At 63.6% G+C, this 23,449-nt stretch carries 20 protein-coding genes; 12 read left to right on the forward strand and 8 right to left on the reverse strand.

What is annotated here, in order from left to right:
* Positions 1 to 48: 48 nt before the first annotated feature.
* Positions 49 to 909: a nucleoside hydrolase gene (locus tag ACSQ84_RS31680; protein WP_436215668.1), complete on the forward strand. Its 861-nt coding sequence runs from the start codon at positions 49 to 51 to the stop codon at positions 907 to 909.
* Here the strand turns inward: ACSQ84_RS31680 and ACSQ84_RS31685 are convergent.
* Positions 906 to 4,913, reverse strand: coding sequence for a BTAD domain-containing putative transcriptional regulator (locus tag ACSQ84_RS31685; RefSeq protein WP_436215669.1), 4,008 nt, complete (start codon positions 4,911 to 4,913; stop codon positions 906 to 908). The two genes, ACSQ84_RS31680 and ACSQ84_RS31685, sit on opposite strands and share 4 nt — an antisense overlap.
* Before the next feature lie 514 nt (positions 4,914 to 5,427).
* On the opposite strand from ACSQ84_RS31685, the gene ACSQ84_RS31690 reads away from it, so the two are divergent.
* Complete coding sequence (locus tag ACSQ84_RS31690; RefSeq protein ID WP_436215670.1) at positions 5,428 to 6,051, forward strand: DUF6647 family protein; 624 nt, start codon at positions 5,428 to 5,430, stop codon at positions 6,049 to 6,051.
* Here ACSQ84_RS31690 and ACSQ84_RS31695 read toward each other — a convergent pair.
* Both ACSQ84_RS31695 and ACSQ84_RS31700 read right to left on the reverse strand, forming a co-directional pair.
* Positions 6,048 to 6,518, reverse strand: a complete 471-nt coding sequence (locus ACSQ84_RS31695) for a hypothetical protein (protein WP_436215671.1) — start codon at positions 6,516 to 6,518, stop codon at positions 6,048 to 6,050. The genes ACSQ84_RS31690 and ACSQ84_RS31695 overlap by 4 nt on opposite strands.
* Positions 6,519 to 6,665: 147 nt before the next feature.
* Entirely contained in the window at positions 6,666 to 7,295 is a 630-nt protein-coding gene (locus tag ACSQ84_RS31700) for a pyridoxamine 5'-phosphate oxidase family protein (RefSeq protein WP_436215672.1), read from the reverse strand.
* 124 nt (positions 7,296 to 7,419) lie between these two features.
* Here ACSQ84_RS31700 and ACSQ84_RS31705 point away from each other — a divergent pair, with 124 nt between their 5' ends.
* On the forward strand, positions 7,420 to 8,313 hold the full coding sequence (locus tag ACSQ84_RS31705; RefSeq protein ID WP_436215673.1) for a LysR family transcriptional regulator: 894 nt from the start codon (positions 7,420 to 7,422) through the stop codon (positions 8,311 to 8,313).
* Positions 8,314 to 8,444: 131 nt separating this feature from the next.
* On the opposite strand, the gene ACSQ84_RS31710 is transcribed toward ACSQ84_RS31705, so the two are convergent.
* Both ACSQ84_RS31710 and pobA read right to left on the reverse strand, forming a co-directional pair.
* On the reverse strand, positions 8,445 to 8,870 hold the full coding sequence (locus tag ACSQ84_RS31710; RefSeq protein WP_436215674.1) for a PaaI family thioesterase: 426 nt from the start codon (positions 8,868 to 8,870) through the stop codon (positions 8,445 to 8,447).
* A gap of 241 nt (positions 8,871 to 9,111) precedes the next feature.
* The gene (pobA, locus tag ACSQ84_RS31715) at positions 9,112 to 10,281 is read right to left on the reverse strand and encodes a 4-hydroxybenzoate 3-monooxygenase (RefSeq protein ID WP_436215675.1); all 1,170 of its coding nucleotides are present in this window, start codon (positions 10,279 to 10,281) and stop codon (positions 9,112 to 9,114) included.
* 274 nt (positions 10,282 to 10,555) lie between these two features.
* On the opposite strand from pobA, the gene ACSQ84_RS31720 reads away from it, so the two are divergent.
* The 9 genes from ACSQ84_RS31720 (at position 10,556) to ACSQ84_RS31760 (ending at position 20,278) form a co-directional block, all read left to right on the forward strand.
* Positions 10,556 to 11,572, forward strand: coding sequence for a TRAP transporter substrate-binding protein (locus tag ACSQ84_RS31720; RefSeq protein ID WP_436215676.1), 1,017 nt, complete (start codon positions 10,556 to 10,558; stop codon positions 11,570 to 11,572).
* Positions 11,573 to 11,767: 195 nt separating this feature from the next.
* Positions 11,768 to 12,277, forward strand: coding sequence for a TRAP transporter small permease (locus ACSQ84_RS31725; protein WP_212206144.1), 510 nt, complete (start codon positions 11,768 to 11,770; stop codon positions 12,275 to 12,277).
* Positions 12,278 to 12,283: 6 nt separating this feature from the next.
* Complete coding sequence (locus tag ACSQ84_RS31730; protein WP_436215677.1) at positions 12,284 to 13,600, forward strand: TRAP transporter large permease; 1,317 nt, start codon at positions 12,284 to 12,286, stop codon at positions 13,598 to 13,600.
* Between the two features lie 3 nt (positions 13,601 to 13,603).
* Positions 13,604 to 14,065, forward strand: coding sequence for a DUF3237 domain-containing protein (locus ACSQ84_RS31735; RefSeq protein ID WP_436215678.1), 462 nt, complete (start codon positions 13,604 to 13,606; stop codon positions 14,063 to 14,065).
* A 986-nt stretch (positions 14,066 to 15,051) separates the two neighbouring features.
* Positions 15,052 to 15,858, forward strand: coding sequence for a crotonase/enoyl-CoA hydratase family protein (locus tag ACSQ84_RS31740; protein ID WP_436215679.1), 807 nt, complete (start codon positions 15,052 to 15,054; stop codon positions 15,856 to 15,858).
* A 19-nt stretch (positions 15,859 to 15,877) separates the two neighbouring features.
* The gene (locus ACSQ84_RS31745; protein ID WP_436215680.1) at positions 15,878 to 17,752 is read left to right on the forward strand and encodes a feruloyl-CoA synthase; all 1,875 of its coding nucleotides are present in this window, start codon (positions 15,878 to 15,880) and stop codon (positions 17,750 to 17,752) included.
* Between the two features lie 30 nt (positions 17,753 to 17,782).
* A complete protein-coding gene (locus ACSQ84_RS31750) occupies positions 17,783 to 18,544 on the forward strand; it encodes an SDR family NAD(P)-dependent oxidoreductase (RefSeq protein WP_436215681.1) in 762 nt (253 codons plus the stop codon).
* A 50-nt stretch (positions 18,545 to 18,594) separates the two neighbouring features.
* Positions 18,595 to 19,014 carry an acyl-CoA thioesterase gene (locus ACSQ84_RS31755; protein WP_436215682.1) on the forward strand — a complete coding sequence of 140 codons (420 nt, stop codon included), beginning with the start codon at positions 18,595 to 18,597 and terminating at the stop codon, positions 19,012 to 19,014.
* 112 nt (positions 19,015 to 19,126) lie between these two features.
* Positions 19,127 to 20,278, forward strand: a complete 1,152-nt coding sequence (locus ACSQ84_RS31760; RefSeq protein WP_436215683.1) for an ABC transporter substrate-binding protein — start codon at positions 19,127 to 19,129, stop codon at positions 20,276 to 20,278.
* Positions 20,279 to 20,418: 140 nt separating this feature from the next.
* Here the strand turns inward: ACSQ84_RS31760 and ACSQ84_RS31765 are convergent, their stop codons facing one another.
* From ACSQ84_RS31765 to ACSQ84_RS31775, 3 genes are all read right to left on the reverse strand, one after another.
* The gene (locus ACSQ84_RS31765) at positions 20,419 to 20,814 is read right to left on the reverse strand and encodes an endonuclease domain-containing protein (protein WP_436215684.1); all 396 of its coding nucleotides are present in this window, start codon (positions 20,812 to 20,814) and stop codon (positions 20,419 to 20,421) included.
* Between the two features lie 136 nt (positions 20,815 to 20,950).
* Positions 20,951 to 21,682 carry an ABC transporter ATP-binding protein gene (locus ACSQ84_RS31770; protein ID WP_436215685.1) on the reverse strand — a complete coding sequence of 244 codons (732 nt, stop codon included), beginning with the start codon at positions 21,680 to 21,682 and terminating at the stop codon, positions 20,951 to 20,953.
* Positions 21,679 to 23,448, reverse strand: coding sequence for a branched-chain amino acid ABC transporter ATP-binding protein/permease (locus ACSQ84_RS31775; protein ID WP_436215686.1), 1,770 nt, complete (start codon positions 23,446 to 23,448; stop codon positions 21,679 to 21,681). The genes ACSQ84_RS31770 and ACSQ84_RS31775 overlap by 4 nt, the downstream gene beginning before the upstream one ends.
* Position 23,449: the final 1 nt, after the last annotated feature.

Here is a 23,449-nt window from a genome sequence, read left to right on the forward strand (position 1 = left end):
CTACTGACACCTACGTAAGGTTGGTGAACCGCCAAGGGAGAGCATCTGGTGACCAAGCTGGTGATAGACACCGATCCGGGCTGGGACGATGCCCTGGTCCTGGTCCTGTTGCTCGCCAAGCGGGACATCGACGTGCTCTGCGTCACCACGGTCTGGGGCAACGAGGACATAGCAGATACCACCACCAACGCACGACGCATGACCTACTGCTGTGGACGTCCCGATATCCCCATCTATGCAGGGTGCATGCAGGCCCTCAAGCCAGTCTCAATCGAGGTGCCGTGCCCGCCAAGCAGTGTCGTGCGGGCGCTACCCCCTCTCGGGACAGTCGTGAACGGAACATACGCGCCCGAGATGCTAACAGCTATGGCGAGGGCGCATGGGCCGGAGCTGACCATCCTTGCCATCGGTTCGATGACGAATATCGCCACGGCCATCGAACGCGACAGGGCGGCGATGAAGACGGTCGGCACTCTTGTCGTCACTGGGGGAACATGCACGGAGAAGAAGACCCACGAGTTTAATCTTGGCAGCGATCCGCTCGCCACCAACAAGCTGCTCGAAGCGGATTTGAACCCGGTGATGATTCCGTTTGACGTCGAGATGACGATGAACAAGGGGCACTGGGCTCAGCAGACGATGAAAGATATGAAAACGAAGTGGGCGACTTTCTACGCGAAGGTGATCCAGGACCAGCTGGATCAGAAAAACTACGAAGCAAACGAGGGCGTCTTTGACCAGTTGGCGGCCCTCTATGCGCTCCAACCGTCACTGTTCAAGGTTGAACCGACGAGGATTCGCGTCGAGTCTGGCAGGATCATCCCGGATCCGGCGGGCCACCCCGTCCGCATGGCGAGAAGCGTCAACATAGACGCGGCCTACGAGTTGCTTTTCAAGCGGCTCGCCTAGGCCTGTTGGCGCCACTCAGCTTCGGCCCGCTCCAGCCAGAATGACATGTCGAGATCGCGGTACATCGTCGCCGCCGTGGAGAAGTGCTCTGTGGCCCGCTTGGGCTCACCCGTGCCCTGGTACAGCCTGCCGAGACCGAGATGGCAGTGTGCGATTAGCGGGCGCATGCCGATCTCTTCGGCAAGCACCAGCGCATCGCGGTAGTGGCGCATGGCCTTTTTTGGCGACTCATCGCGGGCAGCGACGTCGCCGAGCAGCCTGAGCGCCCTTGCCTCATAGCCGCGTTGACTGCCTTCTCGGGCAAGGGCGAGGGCGCGCGTGAGAAATCCCGACGCGTCTGCGAACCGGCCGGCCAGCGCGCACGCTTCGCCCAGGAACACCATGAAGTTCGGCTGGCCCACGCGATGTCCGGTCGCCTCGAGGAAGCCGAGCCCGCGCTCCAGCAACGCGATGCCCTCGCCCGTCCGTCCCGACATCGCGTAGGCGTACCCCAGCATGCCGGAAAGGAGCGCTCCGTTGTAGGTCTGATTCCACTCGCGTGCCACCGTCAGCGCGCGTTCCAGCACATCGATGGCGCGGCCGGGTTCGCCCCTGCAGATCCGGAGATAGCCGACATACCAGCAGGCGATGGTCAGAGTGTAGGGATCGTCCAGCGCCTCGGCGAGACCGATGGCTCCTTCAGCGTGGATGATCCCTCGCTCGTATTCTCCGCCGTCGGTGCAGCACCAGGTCAAGTAGGCGCGGGCGATCACGGCCGGAAATGCGGTGAGGCCGAACCGTTCCCGGCTCCGCTCGCCGTCGAGCAAGCGCACAACCGTCAGGAGAAGATCCTCCGCTCGTCGATAGTCGCCCGTCCACAGGTAGGCCGCCCCGAGGTACAGATGCCCGGTCACCTGCAACGGCACGTCCTCAAGCGACGCCGCGATGGTGCGAGCGGTCTCGCCGAACGCGATCGCCTCCCGCAGATCCCCGGCCAGCGCCAGGGCGTGGCACATATGGACTCCGAGCTGGCCCAGTCGCCGTTGATCCCCGAGTGCCCTGGCCGGACCTTCGGCCTGCCGAAGGTGGTCGAGAATGCGGTCGAACGCTCCGAGCGGCAACAACGACCCTTTCAGTTCGAAGCGAAGATCGACAGCCAATTCCAGCGCCTCGCGGCTCATGGACTGCGCCTCGACGAGCTGTAGCGCCTGCTCGAAGAACTCGACGGCCTCGTGGTGCGCCCATCGCGCCTGCGCCAGCCGACCCGCCTTGAGCCAATGGACGAACGCCTCGCTGGCAAGTCCGGCCTCGGTGAAATGATGGGCGACAACCTCAGGCTGGGTCTCGACCAGCGCCGGGAATCGTTCGATGAGTCCCGCAGCGATGCGCGCATGCAGCGGTTGCCGCCGGCTTCTGAGCATGGTGGCGTAGGCGGCGTCCTGCACCAGCGCGTGCTTGAACGTATAGGTCGCGTCCGGGGTCGCTCCGCGCCGGGAAACGAGGCCGGAACCGGTCAGCCGCTCGAGTGCTGCGTCGAGGTCGATCGGGACCATGGCGGACACCGCGGCGATCATCTCGTGGGAGAACTCCCTTCCGATAGCGGCGCCGATCTGCGCCACGTCCTTGACCGAGGCGAGGCGATCGAGGCGCGCCACCAGCGAAGCCTGCAGCGTCGCTGGAATGGCGAGTTCCGGCAGCGGTCCGTCGAGCGCATAGCGCTCGTCGGTCTCGCGGAGGACGCCGCTTTCGATCAGCGCGCTGGTCAGTTCCTCGATGAACAGCGGCACGCCATCTGCGCGCGCAAGGACCTGATCGACGACGGCGTCGGGCAGCGGCTTGCCCCCGGTGATGCCGGCGATGATGCCTGCGCTGTCGCGCCTGTCGAGGCGATTCAGGGGCAGGATCGACACATGCGGCTCACCGACCCAGTTCGGCTGAAGCTCCGGCCGCGCCGTGACCACCAGCAGCACCGGCAGGCCGGCAACGCGGGCAACCATTCGATCGAGCAAGTCCTGCGATGTCGGATCGATCCAGTGGGCGTCCTCAAATACGATCAGGACCGGGCCAATCGCTGCTGCGCCGTCGAGTTGATCGAGAAGCGCGGTGAAGGTCATCTCGCGCTGCTGCTGCGGGCTGGCCGCCACTGCCGGATAACGCTCGTCCGCCGGCACCCCCAACAGCTCGGCGATCAGCGCTACGTCGCGGGACAGATTTTTTGTCGTCGGCTTGAGCAGGGCCGCCAATTTGTCGAGTTTCGCACTGGAGTCGCTGCCCGGCTCGTATCCCGCGGCCTGCTCGAGCTGCGCAATCAACGGATAGAGCGGGCTCTGCGTATGGTGTGGAGAACAGAAATAGCGAAGCCGGGCATGTGGCCCGTCCGCGAGCGTGATCAGCAAGCTTTCAGCGATGCGCGACTTGCCGATGCCGGGCTCGCCGGAGAGCAGGACGACCCTCCCTTCGCCAAGCCTGGACTGGTCCCACCGGCGGAGCAGCAGGTCGATCTCCTCCTGCCGGCCGACAAGTGCGGACTGCGCACTGGCGCGACGCGCTTCGAAGCGGCTGACGCCGACCGCCTCGCCGCGCACCTGCCACGCCTCGATCGGTTGCGACAATCCCTCGACTTCGATTGCAGCAAGCGCGCGGCAGTCGAACGTCCGTCCCACCAGCCGGTACGTGCTGGCCCCGATGACGACTGCGCCTGGTGGTGCCATGGCCTGCAGCCGCGCCGCCAGGTTTGGCGTCTCGCCGATCGCAACGCGCTTCGCTGTATCGCCGCTGCCCAGTTGCTCTCCGACAACCACCAGCCCGGTGGCGATGCCGAGGCGCACCTGAAGGGGGGCACCGGAGCCGGCGTTTGTCGTGCGGATCGCGTCCAGGATCGCAAGGCCGGCGCGCACAGCCTGCTCGGTATCGTGCTCATCGGCCGCCGGGTAGCCGAAATAGACGAGCACGCCATCGCCGAGGTACTGGGCGACAAATCCACCGAACCGCGACACCACATCGTCGATCGCCTTGTTGAAAGCCGTGATCCGATCGCGCATGTCCTCGGGGTCAAGACGCGCTGAAAGTGCCATCGAGTCGACGATGCTGCACGCCATGATGGTGAGCTGTCGTCGCCCGGAGCTGCCGGGGCTAATCGTGGCCGCAGCTGATGCCGAATCGATCAGCACCGGGAGGCGCTCGGTGCCGGTCTCCTGCTCGAGGTCGCCCGTCACGTCGGCAAGAGGCAGCTCAGCCACCGACGGCAGTGGGCGCTCGGCGATCTCGCTGACGGCGAGCGATCCGCTCGGCGCCTCCGTGCTGCGTAGCCCGGCGACGAGCGACCTGGTCGCCGCATCCGGCTCCGTGTTCAGCTCGCGCCTGAACAGCGCAACGAGACCCTGATAGTACTTGACCGCCTCGGCTTTGCGTCCTGTGGCAGCCAGCGCCTGAATCATCAGCCGATGTGCGTCCTCGCGCATGTTGTTGAGCGCGATGGCACGCTGGCCGGCCTTCAGAGCGTGTTCGGCGCGGCCGATGGCCAGTTCCTGTTCGCCGAACCTCACCATGGCGCCGAGTGCGAGCTCAAATAGCCTCTCGCGCTCGCCAGTGAGCCATTCGTTCCAGCCCTCTTCGCCGACGGTCACGTCGTCGATGAACCGGCCCCGGTAGAGGTCGGCAGCCGCGTTCAACGCATCGCGACTGCCCTCGCGGATCAGGGCCTCGAACCGGCCGACATCGCACTGGATGACCGCCGTGTTGAGCGATACGACCTCGCCGTCGCCCTCCAGAGCGTCCTGGCCAAGCAACTTGCGTAACCGGAACAGGGCCTGGCGAAGGTTCTGCTTGGCCTGCGCATCGAAATGGGAGCCCCATAGCAGGGCCGACAGCTTCTCACGCGACTGCGGCCGCGGGGCGTTGCAGGCGAGATAGGCCAGCAAGCCCGCAAGCTTCTTGCTCGGCAGATCGACAACGCCCAGCGGTCCGGTCAGCTCGAAGCCGCCCAGCAATGAAAGATGAAAAATGGGAGACGACGCGCCGTCCAACGGCGCACGCGAAATTCGCAAAGTGAGGCCCTTCCAGGAAGCGCATTCTACACCTTTCACGGCTCGGCCGAGCAAAAATAACGCTGCTTTGACGCCTGATTGACGGCGGCGATGACGGCAGCAGGGCCTTAATCGCGCTCACCCCGGCGATGTGCGGACATTGCAATCACGAAAATCTCGCTCCGGCGACGCGAGATGAATCCGGCGCAACCGCGCCGCACGAAGCCGCAATGGAGAAGCAAGCAATGTATCTTCAACAGCGCGATTTGATTCGATCTGCCAAGGTTCCGACGGAATCTGTTTTCGGCGCAAGTTTCGGTCTCGCAGCCGGATGCGGATCGATTCTTGCAGCTTTCCTGGACGCTCTTCACCGATCGAGGCGCCTTACGGCCAATCGCATCATTCATCAAAACCGGCACTTGATCGCGGACAGCGACAAGTAGCCCCCGCGCGACGAACTGATGCGGGCGGCAGGATTTCAATTTGTAAAGCGGGATTTTTCCAAGGAGGCGCTATGCGCGCACGTTACCTTGTTGCAATTGTCATTATTCTGCTCGGGGTCGGCGTGAAGCCGACGTCCTTTGTCGCTTGGACTTCCGAGGCGGCCGCTCGCTCCAGGACAGCGGCCGGCGCGGATGTTGCTCTGGCGGATCGGCTTGTGACGCCCGCGGGAGAGCCGCGACGAACGCCGGCGCATATCCCGAGCGGTGATCATGCCCTGAACAGTCTGGTCGCCACTTACATCGCGTGGATCGTTGCTCAGACCGGCTTGTTGGCTCCTGATCATCCGCCGATCCATTTCGTGACATCAACGGAACTGGCCACACGCCATGGCTCGCCGGAACATAGCCGGCTGGAACTGCAAGCGCTCTACAGCCGCAGCGAGGGCTCGATTTACCTGCCGCAGCAGTGGCTACCCGACGATCTCCGGCAGAAGAGCGCCCTGTTGCATGAATTGGTGCATCACGTGCAGCGATTCAACAACATTGAGCTGCCCTGCATTGCTGCCCATGAGCGGCAAGCCTACGACCTGCAAATCAAATGGCTGCGTGAACAAGGGGTGGATGATCCATACGATCTAATGAAGACAAACGGGCTGGGCATTTACATGGCGAGCGTCTGTCGCGATGGATCCTAGGCGGTGTCGTCATTCCACGCAGCGGCGGGATTATCCTGGTTTGGCCGTGTCGAGCGTTCGGGGCGGCAAGCTTTCGGCAGGTGGGTGCCTGTGGCCGTGGATGAGCGCTTGCAGGGGCCTGAGTGACCTTCGTCACATCGCATGGCGTTGAGGGCGTCTAGGTTCTCGATCAGAGCAGGCGATTGTCGCGCTGCACGGATCGGGAGATGACCATGACCAAGATCAGGAAAATCATTGTTTCGGCGATTGCAGTTCTCGCACTGGGCACTGCCTCGCTGTCTATCAATAGCGCGGCGTTCGCTGGTGGGCACGGGCACGGCGGACATGGTGGCCACGGCGGCCACGGCCACGGCGGGCACCACGGCGGCCACCATGGCGGTCACCACGGCCACCACGGCCATCACGGCCATCACCACCACGGCCATCATCATGGTCACCATCACCATGGCCACCACCATCATGGTCATTACGCGTACGGCTACAGCTGCTGGCGGGTGACCCCGTACGGTGTGATCAACGTCTGCAGGGCCTATTGATCGCCTGACATCCAAGAGAACTCGCAACAGAACTCGCCCGTGGACCAAACGGGCGAGTTCTCGCCGTTGACCGACCGACTAGCTCGCCGGCGCAGCCTGGCCCTTCAAGGCGGCGAGTTCCGCCTCGAGCTCGGCGATGCGGGCGTCGCGGGAGGCCAAAGCCGTCGCCACATCGGCCGCGTCGAATTTTTGCGGAATGTGCTGCGGGCAATTGGTGTCCCACGCCGAAATCCGGAACAGGATGACCTGCTCGGGCCGCGCCTTGTAGCCCTTGGGCATCAGCGCCTGCGTCAGCGCAGGATCGTCATCGACGACGCGCGCTTCGCCCCAGATCTTCACCCGCCGGCGGTGCGCGTAGTCCATCACGAAGATATGCGCCTGCGGGTTCTCCGAGAGGTTGCCTTGCGTGATGTATTGTCGGTTGCCGCTGTAGTCGGCGAACGCGATCGTGTTCTTGTCGATGATTTTGACAAAGCCCTTCGGGCCGCCGCGATGCTGGATGTAGGGGTGGCCGCTGCCCGAGGCGGTGGCGAGATAGAAACTGTTGGTTTCGCCCAGGAAGCCCGCGAGGTTTTCATCGATCTCGGTGCGCCAGCCGCCGTTCGCTTCGACGCGGGCATAGCCGTCGCGCGAGCCTTTGCGGGTCTGTATCGCTTTCACCGCCGGGGTGAAGGCGACGTCACTTGAATAGGTTTGAACGTCTGACATCGGATTAGCTCCTGCCAAATTCTGTGGGCGCCACTGCGCCTGTTCTTCTCCAAAATGCGCTCTCACGAATTTTAAACAATTATCCCAATTGACACGAGACTATTGCAATATATGAAATAATGGCATGGACCGTATCGACGCCATGCAGGCCTTTGTCACTGTCGCCGATTTGCAGGGCTTTGCCCCCGCCGCGCGCAAGCTCCATTTGTCGCCCTCCGGCGTGACGCGGCTGATCGCGGCGCTGGAGGAGCGACTCGGCGCCCGGCTGCTGCAGCGGACCACGCGCTCCGTGACGCTGACCGACGCCGGCGCACGCTACCTGGAGCGCGCCCGCCGCATCCTCAGCGATGTCGAGGAAGCCGAAAGTGCCGCCGAGGGCGAGCGCACCAGGCCGGGCGGCCGGCTGACGGTATCGGCCCCGAACGGTTTTGGCCGGCTTCACGTCAGTCCGGTCATGTCGGCCTATCTGAAGCGCTACCCCGAGGTCTCGGCCGAACTCAGGCTGTCGGACCGCATGATCAATCTGGTGGAAGAGGGCGTCGACCTCGCGGTGCGGATCGGCCACCTGCCGGACTCCACCCTGGTCGCGCGGCATGTCGGGCAGATGCGGCGGATCGTGGTGGCCTCGAAAGAATATCTCAAACGGCGCGGCGAGCCCAAAACGCCGGAGGCGATCGCCTCGCACGACACCATCCATTTCGGCGCCATGACCGCCGCGCCGGAATGGCGATTTGCCGCCGAAGGCCGCGAAATTCGCGTCTCCAGCACGCCGCGGTTTAACTCCAACAGCGCCGATGCCGCGATCCAGTATGCCGAAGCGGGCGGCGGCCTGACCCGGGTGCTGGCCTATCAGGCCGCCGATTCGCTGAAAGCCGGAAGGCTCAAAATCGTCCTGGCGGAATTCGAGCAGCCGACGCTGCCGATCCACATCGTCTATCCGACCTCGCGCCTGCTGTCGGCCAAGGTGCGCACCTTTATTGATCTGGTGACAGAGATAACGGATTGGCGGTTTGGGTAGCTATCGTGCGCCGGACGCAGCGCAGCGTGCAACGGTGCGCTGCAGAGCCGGGGCCCATCTCTCCGCATGGGTCCCGGTTCTGCGGAGCGGCGTGTAGGACGCCGCACCGCGCCCGGGACACGAGGTAAGGCCTATGATTCAGCCTTCTTCGGCACCACGCGGAACGTCGCATTGGCGCGCGCGATCACGGCGTCGTCGGCCTTGATCAGGCACTGCGCAAAGCAGATGGTGCGGCCGGTCTTGATCACCTCGGTCTCGATCGCGAGCCATTGCCCGATCTCTGCGGTGCCGATGAAATCGACCGCAAGCCCGATCGTCACGAACGAGGTCGTCCAGCCCGTCGCCTGCCCGCAGCTATAGCCCATCGCGTTGTCGGAGAGCGCCGCGATCAGCCCGCCATGAATCAGGCCGCGGCCGTTGGTATGCGGCTTGGCCAACCGGAGCCCGATAGTCACGGCCTTGTCGGTCCGCTTGGCATAGAGCGGCTCCCAGGGCTCGGTGAGCGGGCTCCTGCGGGTGTGCAATTCAAAACCATCGGGGATCTCAGCGGAGGTCATGCTTGGCTCGCGTGTTGAAGATGCCTGCCGCGATTGAACGCGAAGTCGCCATGCAATGCACCGCCTACAAAGTTTAAAACGGAATTTCGACGGGTGTTTGAATTCGCGCGGTTGGCGGCAGTCATGCCGGCCTGCGTAGGGTGGGCAAAGGCGCACTTGCGCCGTGCCCACCATCTATCCCGCATGTCGCTTGGAATGGTGGGCACGCTTCGCTTTGCCCACCCTACGATCCACGATCAAGCTAGAACGGCAACCCAACGTAATTCTCCGACAGCGACGCCGACGCCGCTTTCGAACTGACCAGGTAATCCAGCTCGGCCAGCTGAATCCGCGCGCCGAACTCGCCCTGATCGGGAAATTTGTGCAGCATGGACGTCATCCACCAGGAGAACCGCACCGCCTTCCAGACCCGGGTCAGCGCCTTCGTCGAATAATGGTCGATCCCGGCACTGGATTTCTCGTCGTAATATTCGCGGAACGCCTGCGAGAGGTAATGCACGTCGCTGGCGGCCAGATTCAATCCCTTGGCGCCGGTCGGCGGCACGATGTGGGAGGCATCGCCGGCCAGGAACATGTTTCCGAACCGCATCGGCTCGGCGACAAAGCTGCGCAACGGCGCGATGCTCTTTTCGATCGACGGCCCGGTGACGAGTTCATCGACCGCCTTATGGTCGAGCCTCCGCTTCAATTCGTCCCAGAACCGCTCGTCCGGCCACTGGTCGATGTGGTCGTCGAGCGGGCACTGCACGTAATAGCGGCTGCGCTGGGGCGAGCGCATCGAGCACAGCGCAAAGCCCCGTGCATGGTTGGAATAGATCAGTTCATGGCTGATCGGCGGGGTATCTGAAAGTATGCCGAGCCAGCCGAACGGATAGACGCGCTCGAACGTCTGGATCGCCGAGGGTTTGACGCTGGCGCGGCTGACGCCGTGGAATCCGTCGCAGCCGGCGATGAAGTCGCAGGCGATCTCGTGCGTGACGCCGTCCTTGAGATAGGTGACCCGCGGACGGTCGGTATCGAAATCATGCGGTTTGACCTCGGCGGCCTGATAGACCGTGGTGAGGCCGGCCGCCTTGCGCGCGTTCATCAGGTCGAGCGTCACCTCGGTTTGGCCGTAGATCATCACGGTCTTGCCGGTCGCGGCATGCATGTCGATGCGATGCCGGGCGCCGCCGAACGCCAGCTCGACGCCATGATGCACCAGGCCCTCGCGATGGGCGCGCGCGCCGGCGCCGACCTCGTCGAGCAGCGCCACGGTGCCCTCTTCCAGCAGGCCGGCGCGAATGCGGCCGAGCACATATTCCGGGGGCTGACGCTCGAGAATGACGTTATCGATGCCGTAGTGGTGAAGTAGTTGCCCAAGCAACAATCCAGCCGGGCCTGCGCCGATGATTGCGACTTTAGTCCGCAATTGCTTGCTCCCATGGTCTGATACAGATTGGCACGCCGACGCTTGCGCGAGGTGTTGCAATGATAATTATATCATATAACAATTTTCGCAAAGGGCGTTGCGCGAAACATTGTTGTTGTTTGCTGCACCGCACCGCAAGGCCATCTTGTCGGCGGCCGAACGGAGGCGTCGCGGCAAACACGTCCGGCTTGAAAAGCCGCGCCAACTATATAACATGTTAACTAACGAGATCGGGCGCCAAGCCCGCCTTCATGCGCAAAGGGAGAGAATGTCGATGAGGAAAGCGTTTTTGGCGCTGCTGCTCGCCGCCAGCGTGACGCCTGCGATGGCGCAGGAAAAAAACATCGAATTGAAATTGTCGCATTGGGTGCCGGCGTCGCACCCGCTGCAGAAGGCGCTGGAAGACTGGGGCTCCGCGGTCGAAAAGGAATCCGGCGGCACCATCAAATACAAGGTGTTCCCGGCCCAGCAGCTCGGCAAGGCGTTCGACCATTACGACATGGCGCGCGACGGCATCGCCGACGTCACCTACATCAATCCGGGCTACCAGCCCGGCCGCTTTCCGATCATCGGCGCCGGTGAATTGCCGTTCCTGATGTCGGACGCCAAGGGCGGCTCGATGGCGCTCGACGCCTGGTATCGCAAATATGCCGAGAAGGAGATGAAGGACGTCAAGTTCTGTCTCGGCTTCATTCACTCGCCGTCCACGTTCCATTCGCGCACCAAAAAAATCGTGACGCCTGACGACGTCAAGGGCATGAAGATCCGCCCCGCCCACGCCACCATGGCCAATTACGTGACCCTGCTCGGCGGCACCAATGTGCAGTCGTCGGCGCCGGAGGTCCGCGACATCATCGAGCGCGGCGTCGCCGACGCCGTCACCTTCCCGTGGGGATCGGTGCTGCTGTTCGGCATCGACAAGGTGACGAAGTATCACATCGAGGCGCCGATCTACGTCACGACCTTTGCCTTCGTGATGAACAAGGACAAGTACAACCAGATGTCCGACCGCCAGAAGAAGGCGATCGACAACAACTGCAACACCGAGGCCGCCGGCCGCGTCGGCGAGCCCTGGGGCATCTACGAGAACTCCGGTGTCGCCAAGATCAAGGCGCTGCCCGACCATGAAGTCTACAAGCTGTCGCCGGAGCAGACCGCGCTGTGGAAGAAGGCCTCCGAGCCGCTGGTCAAGACCTGGGCGGATAACGTCAAGAAAGCCGGCGGCAACCCGGATGCGGCGATGACCGAGCTTCGTGCCGAGCTGACCAAGCAGAACGCCCTGGCGCAGTAAAAGACTCGCAGTTCTCCCTCTCCCGCCCTTGCGGGGGAGGGCGGGGTGGGGGTGTCGCCGCGAGTCACACTGTTCGTGTGGAGAGAGTTTCCCCCACCCGTCACGCTCGCGCGCGCCGACCTCCCCCGCAAGCGGGAGAGGTAAGATGAATTCTGAGCCACACCGATTCAATCAGAAGCCACAGGACCTCCCCACATGAATCGCGCTTCGATGGATCGTTTCATCGATACGATCGAATGGATCGCAGCCGCCTTTGTCGGCATCGTCGCCGCCAACATTTTCCTGGCCGTGCTGCTGCGCAATATCTTCAACTATTCGATCCCGGACTCGTTTGACATCGGCCGCATGATGCTCGGCATCCTGATCTTCTGGGGCATCGCAGCGACCAGCTATCGCGGCGGACACATCACCGTCGATCTGGTCTGGGCCAATGTGGGTCCGAGATACCAGCGCTGGATCGACGTTTTCGCGACGCTGGTGCTGCTGTTCGTGGTGGCGGTGCAGACCTGGACGCTGTTCGACAAGGTGCAGGGCACTTACAACGACAACGTCCTGACCTTCGACATGCGCATGCCGACCTGGCCGTTCTTCGCGATCGCGTGGGCCGGCGACGCCTCCGCGGTGCTCTTGATCGCCATCCGCACCTACCGGCTGATCTTCCATCCGGAAGACATCCATGATGCCAAAGAAACCACGGTGGAGTAGGGCATCATGAACACCGACGCCGTCGCCATCCTCGGATTTGTCGCGCTGTTCGCGCTGATGCTGCTGCGCGTGCCGGTGGGCATGGCGATGGGCCTCGTCGGCGTCACCGGCTTTGGCTATCTCGTCGGGTTTTCCCCGGCGCTCAAGATGGTCGGCCAGACCTCGATGCGCACGGTCACCGACTATACCTTCGGCGTGATTCCGATGTTCCTGCTGATGGGCGCCTTCGTCAGCAATTCCGGCATGAGCCGCGAATTGTTTCGGGCAGCCAACGGCTTTGTCGGCCATTTGCGTGGCGGCCTCGGCATTGCCACGGTCGCGGCCTGCGGCGGCTTTGCCGCGATCTGCGGCTCGTCGGTGGCGACCGCCGCGACGTTTTCCGCCGTCGCCTATCCGGAAATGCGCCGCTTCGGCTATCCGCAATCCTTCGCCACCGGCGTGATTGCGGCCGGCGGCACGCTGGGCGCGATGCTGCCGCCGTCGACGGTGCTCGCCGTCTACGGCATCATCACCGAGCAGGACATCGGCAAGCTGTTCATGGCCGGCATCATTCCCGGGCTGCTCGCGATGGCGATGTACATGCTGACGATCGCGCTGATCGGCTGGTTCCGGCCCGACTTCCTGCCGAAGGGACCGCAGACCAGCTGGCGCGAACGCTTCGCCGGCCTGAAGAATATCTGGGCGCCGGTACTGCTGTTCGTCTTCGTGATCGGCGGGCTTTACGGCCTGCCGTTCCTGCCGCGCTTTACGCCGACCGAAGCCGGCGGCGTCGGTGCCACCGGCGCGTTCCTGATCGGTGTGCTCACCGGGCGGCTCGACAAGGAAAAAATCCTCAACTCGCTGCTGCAGGCGACCCGCACGGCCGCCGCCGTCTTCACCGTGCTGATCGGCGCCCTGATCTTCGGCTATTTCCTCACGGTGACGCAGACCCCGCAAAAGGTCACTGAACTACTTACCGGCCTCGGGCTCGGCCCCTACGGCATCCTCGCGCTGATCATGGTGATGTATCTGGTGCTGGGCTGCCTGATGGACGCGATGGCGATGATCATCCTGACGGTGCCGATCATCTTCCCGGTCATTATGCACCTCGGTTTCGACCCGATCTGGTTCGGCGTCATCATCGTGATGACGGTGGAACTGGGCCTGATCCATCCGCCGGTCGGCATGAACGTCTTTGTCATCAAGAGCGTGGTCAAGGACGTGTCGTTCACCACCATCTTCCGCGGCGTGATCCCGTTCGTCGCGACCGACCTGATCCGCCTGGTGATCCTGATCGCATTTCCGATCCTGGCGCTCTGGCTGCCGCAACGCATGATGGGGTAACTCATGACGCCGCAGCTGGAGACCAAATACGTCTTCACGCTCACCGTCCGCATCGGCGAGGTGACATCGGCCGGCGAGACCGGTCATGGCGTGCGCCGGATCATACCCATCCTCGGCGGCGACGTGCGCGGCGAGGGCATCACCGGCAAGATCTGTGCGTTCGGCGCGGATTTTCAGATTATCCGCCCGAACGAGCTGATCGAACTGGAAGCCAAATACGCTTTTGAGACCGACGACGGCGCGACTGTGCATGTCGAAAACAAGGGCCTTCGCTTCGGCCCGGTGGATCTGCTGCAGAAGTTGAAACGCGGCGAGCCGGTCGACCCCAAACTGATCTATTTCCGCACCGTGCCGAAATTCGAGACCGGCCACGCAAAATACCGCTGGCTGATGCAAAACCTCTTCATCGGCTCCGCCGCCCGCCACACCGACCGCGTCGTCATCGACGTGCATCAGGTGTTGTGACTTTAGATTGTAGGATGGGTTGAGCCCTTCGCGAAACCCATCGCCTCATCACGCGACCGTGCCCGTATGTCCCAAAAAAGTGCGACGGCGATGATCGACGGGTCCCAAATGAAGCCCTCCGATAGTTGGCTAGACCGATGGGTTGAGCCCTTCGCGAAACCCATCACCTCACCGCGCGAGCTTGCCCGCATGACCGGTTATCGTCGCAACTACGAAAATCCCGACTGCGTTGCCTCGCGGACAATAGCGATCTTGGTGCGGCAGGTGCGACAAAACAACCCGACGGGCAGATCACTTCTGATTATTGGAAATCATGTCAACCCCAAAATAAAAAATATTTCGCTTTTACGGAAGTCAAATCAGGGGTAAATGTTTGGCCATCCCGTTCTACTCAGAAGGGCGTCGGCCGTCGTCACGGACGTTGGACGGGGTTGCGGTGGACGCTGATGTTGCGATGGACGATCGCGACAGAAGCGTACGGCAAAGGCGTGTGGTCCCGACGTCGCGGTGCTGGCGTCAACGCACCTGGAGGCAACTGCTTCTCAGGGCGCAACGGAGGCAAAAGAGCCGTTCTCCGGGGAGAGCTCGTTATAAGCCGTAAAGCCATTGCGCAGGGAAGGCCGGGTGTTCCCCGCTGCCCTGTATGCTCGTGTGCGCATTCTTATGCACATTGCACACGAGACCGCGGGTGCAGCGCGCACCCGGTCTTCCCTGCGCCCTCTATTTGGAGAGGGCGGGAAGTTTCCAGCAAAGCTCGGACGCCTGGCGCCGCGAGAAGGTGAAGTTGCGTCCAACGCTTCACTGTCATGCCCCGCGCAGGCGGGGCATCCAGTACGCCGCGGCCTATCAGCTCAAGCACTGGCGTCTCTGGATACTGGATCGTCCGGTCAAGCCGGACGATGACAGCGGGAGGCATGAACCGACATATTGACTCTCGCCGCGATAGTTATAAAACATAACTATTCTGGACGGGAAACAATAATTCCATGGGAAACGCCGCCTCCGCTTCCGCCACCGCTGATCCATCCGGCTTGCTCCAGATCGAGAAATCCGGCGCGGTGCTGACCGTGGGCCTCAACCGCCCGGCCAAGCGCAATGCGCTGAACGACGGCATCATCCTTGCGATCCAAAATTGCTTCGCCAACCTGCCCGAGGGGACCGGCGCGGTGGTGATCCACGGCATCGGCGACCATTTCTCCTCCGGCCTCGATCTGTCCGAACTGACCGAGCACGACGCCACCGAGGGTCTGCGGCACTCGCAGATGTGGCATCGGGTGTTCGATCGCATTCAATACAGCGCCGTGCCCGTCATTGCCGCACTCAAGGGCGCGGTGATCGGCGGCGGGCTGGAGCTGGCCTGCGCCGCGCATATCCGCGTTGCCGAACCATCAGCCTATTTCGCGCTGCCCGAGGGCCAGCGCGGCATCTTCGTCGGCGGCGGCGGCTCGGTGCGGCTGCCGCGGCTGATCGGCGTGGCGCGGATGACCGACATGATGCTGACGGGCCGGGTCTATACCGCGACCGAAGGCGCCGCCTACGGCTTTTCGCAATATCTCACCGAGGCCGGCGGCGCGCTGCCCAAGGCGCTGGAGCTGGCCGAGCGCGTCGCGGCCAACGCGCCGCTGACAAATTTCGCCGTGCTGCAGGCGTTGCCGATGATCGCGGAAGCCAATCCGCAGGCCGGCCTGCTGATGGAGTCGCTGATGGCCACGGTGGCGCAGAGCGACAAAGAGGCAAAACGCCGGATCCGTGAGTTCCTCGATCGCAAGACCGCCAAGGTGAAACCGACCTGACATGAGCGCCAAGTCCAACATGTCCCCGACTGAAAGCGCCGGTCGCAGCGGCAGCGCCCATCCGTTGCGCGCGATCTCGTTCGGCAATCCCGACGTCACGGTCGATCGCCGCGATGACGGCACCATCTATCTGCGGCCGAAAGCGAAGCTGCGCGACTATCCCGTGCGGATCACCGACCGCCTGCATCACTGGGCCGTTGCGGCGCCCGAGCGCGTCTTCATGGCCGAGCGCATTGCGGCCGGCGGCTGGCGGAAAATCACCTATGCGCAACTCCTGACCACGACGCGGCGCATCGCCTCGGCGCTGCTGGCGCGCGGGCTCTCGGCTGAAAAACCAATCGTGATTCTGTCCGGCAATTCGGTCGACCATGCTCTGCTGGCCTTCGGCGCGCTCTATGCCGGCGTTCCCTTCTGTCCGGTATCGCCGGCCTATTCGCTGGTGTCGCGCGATTACGGCAAGCTCAGCTATCTGATGAAGCTGCTGACGCCCGGTCTCGTCTTCGCCGACGATGCCACCAAATTCGCCGATGCGCTCACCGCCAACGTCTCATTGGGGACCGAGATCGCTGCATCGCGCGGGACAGTGCCCGGCCGCGACGTGACGCTGCTGTCGGATCTGATGGCAACGCCGGAGCATTGGCGCCTCGATGGGGCCCACGACGCCATCGGCCCGGACACAATTGCAAAGTTCCTGCTGACGTCAGGCTCGACCGGCAACCCCAAGGCCGTCATCAACACCCAGCGGATGATCTGCGCCAACCAGGTGATGCTGCGCGAGACGCTGGCGTTCCTGATGGACGAGCCGCCCGTCATCATCGACTGGCTGCCGTGGAATCACACGTTCGGCGGCAACCACAATATCGGGCTGACGCTGTTCAATGGCGGCTCGATGTATCTCGACGAAGGCAAGCCGATGCCCGGCGGCATCGAGCAGACCGTGCGCAATCTCCGCGAGATCTCGCCGACGGTCTATTTCAACGTTCCCAAAGGCTATGAATCGCTGCTGCCCTATCTGCGCGAGGATTCCGCGCTGCGCGCGAAATTTTTCGGCCGGCTGCACGCGATGTTCTTCTCCGGCGCGGCGCTGTCGCCGTTCGTCTGGAACAGCCTTGACGAACTCGCGGTGCAGGAAACCGGTTTTCGTGTGCCGATGTTGACGGGCCTCGGCGCCACCGAGACTTCGCCGTTCTTCATGTCGGTGCGTCCCGACACCAGCCGCTCGGGCCATGTCGGCCTGCCCGTGCTCGGCAATGACGCAAAATTGCTGCCCAACAACGGCAAGCTGGAAGTGCGCGCCAAGGGGCCGAACGTCACGCCGGGCTACTGGCGTCAGCCCGAACTGACCGCGGCGGCATTCGACGAGGAAGGCTTTTACAAGTTCGGCGACGCCCTCAAGCCGGTCGATCCCGACAATCTCGATGCCGGCTTCGACTTCGATGGCCGCATCGCCGAGGATTTCAAGCTTGCGAGCGGCACCTGGGTCAGCGTCGGTCCCTTGCGCGCGCGCTTCGTCGCGGCCTGTGCGCCGCTTGTGCGCGACGTCGTGATTGCCGGCATCAACCGCGACGAACTGTCCGCGCTGGTCATGCTCGATCTCGACGGCTGCCGCCTGATCAACCCAAAGCTTCCCGCGGACGACCTCGCGGCGGCGGCGTCCGATCCGCTGATCCGCGCGGCGTTCCGCGAGCGGTTTCAAAAGTTGCTGGCCGATGCCACGGGCTCATCGACCCGGATCACGCGCGCGGTGCTGTTCGATGCGCCGCTGTCGATCGATCGCGGCGAAGTCACCGACAAGGGCTCCATCAACCAGCGCGCGGTGATCGACCATCGCAGCGCATTGATCGAGACGATCTATTCACCGGCGCCGCCGGCGCAGGTCATCACGCTGAACTGAATTCGAAGAAGAGTACCAGGGAGAACCACAATGCAGTTGAAGGACCAGGCCGCCATCGTCACCGGGGGCGCATCCGGATTGGGCGCCGCCACCGCACGCCGGCTCGCAAGCCTCGGCGCCAAGGTCGCGGTGTGCGACCTCAACGCCAAGCTCGCTGAGACCGTCGCCGCCGAAATCGGCGGCGTCGCCGTGGTCTGCGACGTCTCCGACGCCGCCTCGGCCGAAGCCGCCGTCGCCGCGGCTGCCGCTGCGCATGGCCCGGCCCGCGTGCTGGTCAATTGCGCCGGCATCGGCGTTGCCAAGCGCGTGATCGGCAAGGAAGGTCCGATGGCGCTGACCGATTTCGACCGGGTGATCAGGGTCAATTTGATCGGATCGTTCAACATGTTGCGGCTTGCGACATCAGCCATGTCGAAGCTCGAGCCGCTGGAAACCGGCGAGCGTGGCGTCGTGATCTCGACCGCGTCTGTCGCGGCCTATGACGGCCAGATCGGGCAATCGGCCTATTCGGCGTCCAAGGGCGGCATCGTCGCGATGACGCTGCCGATCGCGCGCGAGCTGGCCCAGTTCGGCATTCGCGTGCTGACCATCGCGCCCGGCCTGTTCCTCACGCCGCTGCTGGCCAATCTGCCGCAGGAGGCGCAGGACTCGCTCGCCGCCGCAATCCCGTTCCCGCGCCGGCTCGGGCAGGCCGATGAGTTTGCCTCGCTGGCGCTGCACATGATCGACAACCCGTATCTGAACGGCGAAGTGGTGCGGCTCGATGCCGCGCTCCGCATGGCGCCGCGCTAAGTACGTTCGTGAATATGCAGCGAGAACGGACAATCGGGTAAGGTCAAGCAATGTTCGTTAACCGGCGCGACGTGCAGATCCAGTGGGGCGATTGCGACCCCGCCAACATCGTCTACTACCCGCGCTACTTCGCGATCTTCGACGATTCGACCTCGATCATGTTCGAAGCGGCCGGCTTTTCGAAACAGGACATCATCCACAAATACGGCCTCGTCGGCATCCCCATGGTGGATACGCGGGCGAAATTCCACATCCCATCGACCCATGGCGACTGGATCAGGATCGAAAGCCGGATCGAGAGTTTCAAACGCTCCAGCTTCGAGGTGATCCACAACGTGTTCAAGGGCGAGGCGCTGGCGATCGAGGCGTTCGAGACCCGGGTGCTGGTCGGCAAGCATCCGGACGATCCTGCGCGGCTGAAATCGGCTCCGATGCCGCCGGAGATCATCGAGCGGTTCATGCGGGGCTGAGCATATATGGCTGACTTGTTAGCTGACTCGGCGCGCGGCATGACCTAAAGAAGGGGCTGAACTGGCTGTCGATTTTTGATCTAAATTAGAACAATATCCAAGGGAGGAATGAATGAAGAAGTTTTATTTGTCCGCGGCCGTGATCGCGGCGTCGCTCGCATTGCCGGCTCTGCCCGCGTTGGCGCAAGCCAATGAAATCGTCATCGGCATCACCGTCGTCACCACTGGCCCTGCCGCGGCCCTTGGCATTCCCGAGCGCAATTCGCTGGAATTCGTGCCGAAGGAAATCGGCGGCGTGCCGCTCAAGGTGATCGTGCTCGACGATGGCGGCGACCCGACCGCCGCGACTACTAACGCGCGGCGCTTCGTCACCGAATCCAAGGCCGACATCATCATGGGCTCGTCGACGACGCCGCCGACGATTGCCGTCTCCACCGTCGCCAACGAGGCCGGCATTCCGCATTTCGCGCTGGCGCCGCTCCCGATCAACGAGGCGCGCGCGAAGTGGTCGGTTGCTATGCCGCAGCCGATTCCGATCATGGGCAAGGTGCTGTACGAGCACATGAAGGCGCACGGCATCAAGACCGTGGGCTATATCGGCTACTCGGATTCTTACGGTGACCTCTGGATGAACGACTTCAAGGCCCAGGCTGTTCCGATGGGAATTTCCCTGGCCACCGAGGAGCGGTTCGCCCGCCCGGATACGTCGGTTGCGGGCCAGGTGCTCAAGCTCGTCGCCGCCAATCCCGACGCCGTCCTGGTCGGCGCCTCCGGCACCGCCGCGGCGTTGCCGCAGACGACACTGCGCGAGCGCGGCTACAAGGGCCTGATCTATCAGACCCACGGCGCCGCCAGCATGGACTTCATCCGCATCGCGGGTGCAGCGGCGGAAGGCGTGATCATGGCCTCGGGCCCGGTGATGTCGCCGGAAACCCAGCCGGACTCAGCGCTGACCAAGAAGCCGGGCCTGGCGCTCAACACCGCCTATGAAGCCAAGTACGGCGCCAACAGCCGCAGCCAGTTCGCCGGCCATTCCTACGACGCCTTCGAAGTTCTCAAGCGTGTGATTCCGGTGGCGCTGAAGGCCGGCAAGCCCGGCACGCCGGAGTTCCGTGAGGGCATCCGTAAGGCCCTACTGACCGAACGCGAAATCGCCGCTAGCCAGGGTGTCTACAACTTCACCGAAAAAGACCGCTACGGCCTGGATGACCGCTCGCGCATCATCCTGACCGTGAACAACGGAAAGTACGTTCCGGCGAAGTGAGGGGAACCTCCAACCGGAATTCAAAGCTTGCCGGCCTCTCAAGAGAGGCTGGCTTTTACTTACCCTCCCCTGGAGGGGGAGGGTCGCCCGCGCTCGGCGATGCGTAGCATCGTCCGCAGCGGGCGGGGTGGGGTGAAGGTCTATCGTCGCCGGCGGTGTTTCAGCGGTTCGACCTCAGCCTCGCGCGAACCATACAGCTCGACATAAATCCGTTCGAGAACTGCGGTCAGATCGCCGTTGATGTCCGAATTCCAGAAGCGGATGACGCGATATCCTTCCTGCTCCAGCCAGTTCTGTCGTTCCCGATCGCGCTCGGCAGTTTCGTCGTCGTTGTGATGGCCGCCGTCGAGTTCAATCATCAGACGTTTGGCTGGACAGAAGAAGTCTACGACATAGCGACCGATGGGTGCTTGGCGTCGGAAGTGCGTGCCTTCCATCGGGAGCTCTTTCAGTGCGCGCCATAACAGGCGTTCGTGAGGCGTCGTGTCGGCGCGCAGTTTCCTGGCTGTTGCTCGGCGGATTGACGTCGACACCATGGGCATCTTACTCGCGGATAGATCACCCCACCCCGCTCGCATCGGACGATGCTGCGCATCGCCGAACGCGAGCGACCCTCCCCCTCCAGGGGAGGGTAGAGTGAAGCGCAATCTCGGCGCGAGTGCAAGCAGCGAGCTAAATCGCGCTCTCGCCCTCGTGTGTAAAGCCGAGATAGCTCGCCGCGACGCGCGCGTTGGTGGCGATGTCACTGGCCGGTCCGCTCAGAACGAATTCGCCGAGCTCCATCACGTAGGCGCGGTCGGCGATTTTGAGTGCGGCCTGCGCGTTCTGTTCGACCAGCAGCACGGACACGCCGGCGGCGCGGAGTTCGCCGATGGTGCGGAAGATGTCGGCGACGATGATCGGCGCGAGGCCAAGGCTCGGCTCGTCCAGCATCAACAGTTTTGGCGCGCCCATCAGCGCGCGGCCCATCGCCAGCATCTGCTGCTCGCCGCCGGAGAGCGTGCCGGCCAGCTGCTTGCGCCGCTCCTTCAGCCGCGGAAACAGCGCGTAGACCCGCTCGAACGATCGCGTGGCAGTCGCCTTCGGAATCCGGAACGCGCCGAGCTGCAGATTGTCCTCCACGTTCATGGTGCCGAACAATTCGCGGTGCTCGGGCACGAGGCTCAGTCCGACCGCGACGCGGTCCTCGATATCGAGCGAGGCCATGTCGGCGCCGGCGAAAGCCGCAGATCCCGTCAGCGGCAGGATACCCATGATGGCGTTCAGCAGCGTGGTCTTGCCGGCGCCGTTGGCGCCGATGATGGTGACGATTTCGTTGTCGGCAACCTCGAGCGAGACCGAACGCACCGCCTCGACCTTGCCGTAGGCGACATGCGCATCGCTCACCGTTAGCAGCGCGCTCATGTGGTGGCTCCGAGGTAGGCCTTGATCACGTCGGGGTTGCTCTTGATCGCCGCCGGCGTGCCCTCGGCGATCTTGGTGCCGAAGTCGAGCACCACGACCCGGTCGGCGAGATTCATCACAAAGCCCATGTCGTGCTCGACCAGGAGCACCGACATGCCGCCGTCGCGCAACTGGCGCAGCAATGCGGCGAGCCGCTGCTTCTCCATGTGGCGCAATCCGGCGGCCGGTTCATCGAGCAACAGCAGCAGCGGATCGACGCACAGCGCGCGGGCGATTTCGACGATGCGTTGCTGGCCCAGCGACAGGCTTCCCGCCAACTGGTCGATCTGGTCGCCGAGGCCGACGCGCTCGATCTGGCGCGCGGCTTCCGCCAGCAATCTGGCCTCATCGGACCGGTCGAGCCGGAACATGCTTGATATCGCGCCGGCGTGGCCGCGCAGATGCGCACCGATCGCGACGTTCTCGAGTACGGTCATGTCGGGCACCAGCTTGACGTGCTGGAAGGTCCTGCTGACGCCGAGCTTGACGACCTCCTGCGGCGGGGCGTTGTCGACCTTGTTGCCGAGCACCGAGATCGCGCCGCCGGTCGTGGTCAACACCCCCGTGATCAGGTTGAAGGTCGTGCTCTTGCCGGCGCCGTTGGGGCCGATCAGGGCGACGATTTCGCGCGCCCCGACGTCGAAGGAGACGTCGTTGACGGCGATGACGCCGCCGAATTGCTTGCGCGCCTTGTCGATATGCAGCAGCACCGAAGGCGACGAGGGCGCCCGCACGCGCGCCGGCGGCTCGATCGAGGTGTCGGGAATCTTGCGCGCCGGCTTGAACGGCAGCCTCGACATCAGCCAGGGCCATACGCCGGTGGGCGCCAGCTGCAGCAGGACAACCAGCAGGATGCCGAACACGATGGTCTCGAGCTGGCTCTGGCCGCCGAAAATGTACGGTAGATAGCTCTGCAGGACCTCTTTGAGGATCACCACGATGCCGGCGCCGAGCACCGCGCCCCAGACATAGCCGGCGCCGCCGACCACCGCGATGAACAGATATTCGATGCCGGCCTGCGCGCCGAACGGCGTCGGATTGGCGGCGCGCTGGAAATGCGCATAGAGCCACCCGGACAGACCGGCCAGCACCGCGGCATAGATGAACACCAGCAGCTTGGCGCGCGGCGTCTGCACGCCGAACGCCTCGCCGGCGATATGGCCGCGCCGCAGCGCGCGGATGGCGCGGCCGGTGCGGGAATCCAGCAGATTCATGGTGAGGAGCGCCGAGATCAGCACCGCGATCCAGATCGCGAAATAGATCGTGCCGGGATCGAGCATCCGCAAATTGCCGATAGTCAGCGGTGGAATGCCGGAGATGCCGTCATTGCGGCCGAGGAATTCGAGCTTGCTGAACAAATAAAACAGCCCGATGCCCCAGGCGATGGTGCCGAGCGGCAGATAGTGCCCGGACAGCCGCACCGTGACGATGCCGAGCAGGACCGCGGCGATGCCGCTGACCAGCAGCGACAGCGGCAGCGTCAGCCACGGCGACACGCCATACGCGGTGGTCAGCACCGCGGTGGTGTAGGCGCCAAAGCCGCAAAACGCCGCCTGGCCGAACGAGGTGAGGCCGCCGACGCCGGTCAGCAGCACGAGGCCCATCGCCACCAGCGCGGCGAGGCCGATATTGTCGAGCAGCACGATCCAGAACGGCGGTACGCCCGGGATGAACGGGATCACCGCCATGACGATGGCGAAGATGATGAGGGGAAGCCGCTGCGCCATA

This window comes from Bradyrhizobium sp. LjRoot220 (assembly GCF_964252915.1).
Taxonomy (GTDB): domain Bacteria; phylum Pseudomonadota; class Alphaproteobacteria; order Rhizobiales; family Xanthobacteraceae; genus Bradyrhizobium.

What these genes read in the sequence shown, in the direction of transcription:
- ACSQ84_RS31690 (WP_436215670.1), top strand. Translation starts at nt 5,428, where the DNA reads ATGCGCGCACGTTACCTTGTTGCAATTGTCATTATTCTGCTCGGGGTC.
- ACSQ84_RS31695 (WP_436215671.1), bottom strand. Translation starts at nt 6,518, where the DNA reads ATGACCATGATGGTGGTGGCCATGGTGATGGTGACCATGATGATGGCC.
- ACSQ84_RS31700 (WP_436215672.1), bottom strand. Translation starts at nt 7,295, where the DNA reads ATGTCAGACGTTCAAACCTATTCAAGTGACGTCGCCTTCACCCCGGCG.
- ACSQ84_RS31705 (WP_436215673.1), top strand. Translation starts at nt 7,420, where the DNA reads ATGGACCGTATCGACGCCATGCAGGCCTTTGTCACTGTCGCCGATTTG.
- ACSQ84_RS31710 (WP_436215674.1), bottom strand. Translation starts at nt 8,870, where the DNA reads ATGACCTCCGCTGAGATCCCCGATGGTTTTGAATTGCACACCCGCAGG.
- ACSQ84_RS31720 (WP_436215676.1), top strand. Translation starts at nt 10,556, where the DNA reads ATGAGGAAAGCGTTTTTGGCGCTGCTGCTCGCCGCCAGCGTGACGCCT.
- ACSQ84_RS31725 (WP_212206144.1), top strand. Translation starts at nt 11,768, where the DNA reads ATGAATCGCGCTTCGATGGATCGTTTCATCGATACGATCGAATGGATC.
- ACSQ84_RS31730 (WP_436215677.1), top strand. Translation starts at nt 12,284, where the DNA reads ATGAACACCGACGCCGTCGCCATCCTCGGATTTGTCGCGCTGTTCGCG.
- ACSQ84_RS31735 (WP_436215678.1), top strand. Translation starts at nt 13,604, where the DNA reads ATGACGCCGCAGCTGGAGACCAAATACGTCTTCACGCTCACCGTCCGC.
- ACSQ84_RS31740 (WP_436215679.1), top strand. Translation starts at nt 15,052, where the DNA reads ATGGGAAACGCCGCCTCCGCTTCCGCCACCGCTGATCCATCCGGCTTG.
- ACSQ84_RS31745 (WP_436215680.1), top strand. Translation starts at nt 15,878, where the DNA reads ATGTCCCCGACTGAAAGCGCCGGTCGCAGCGGCAGCGCCCATCCGTTG.
- ACSQ84_RS31750 (WP_436215681.1), top strand. Translation starts at nt 17,783, where the DNA reads ATGCAGTTGAAGGACCAGGCCGCCATCGTCACCGGGGGCGCATCCGGA.
- ACSQ84_RS31755 (WP_436215682.1), top strand. Translation starts at nt 18,595, where the DNA reads ATGTTCGTTAACCGGCGCGACGTGCAGATCCAGTGGGGCGATTGCGAC.
- ACSQ84_RS31760 (WP_436215683.1), top strand. Translation starts at nt 19,127, where the DNA reads ATGAAGAAGTTTTATTTGTCCGCGGCCGTGATCGCGGCGTCGCTCGCA.
- ACSQ84_RS31765 (WP_436215684.1), bottom strand. Translation starts at nt 20,814, where the DNA reads ATGGTGTCGACGTCAATCCGCCGAGCAACAGCCAGGAAACTGCGCGCC.
- ACSQ84_RS31770 (WP_436215685.1), bottom strand. Translation starts at nt 21,682, where the DNA reads ATGAGCGCGCTGCTAACGGTGAGCGATGCGCATGTCGCCTACGGCAAG.
- ACSQ84_RS31775 (WP_436215686.1), bottom strand. Translation starts at nt 23,448, where the DNA reads ATGGCGCAGCGGCTTCCCCTCATCATCTTCGCCATCGTCATGGCGGTG.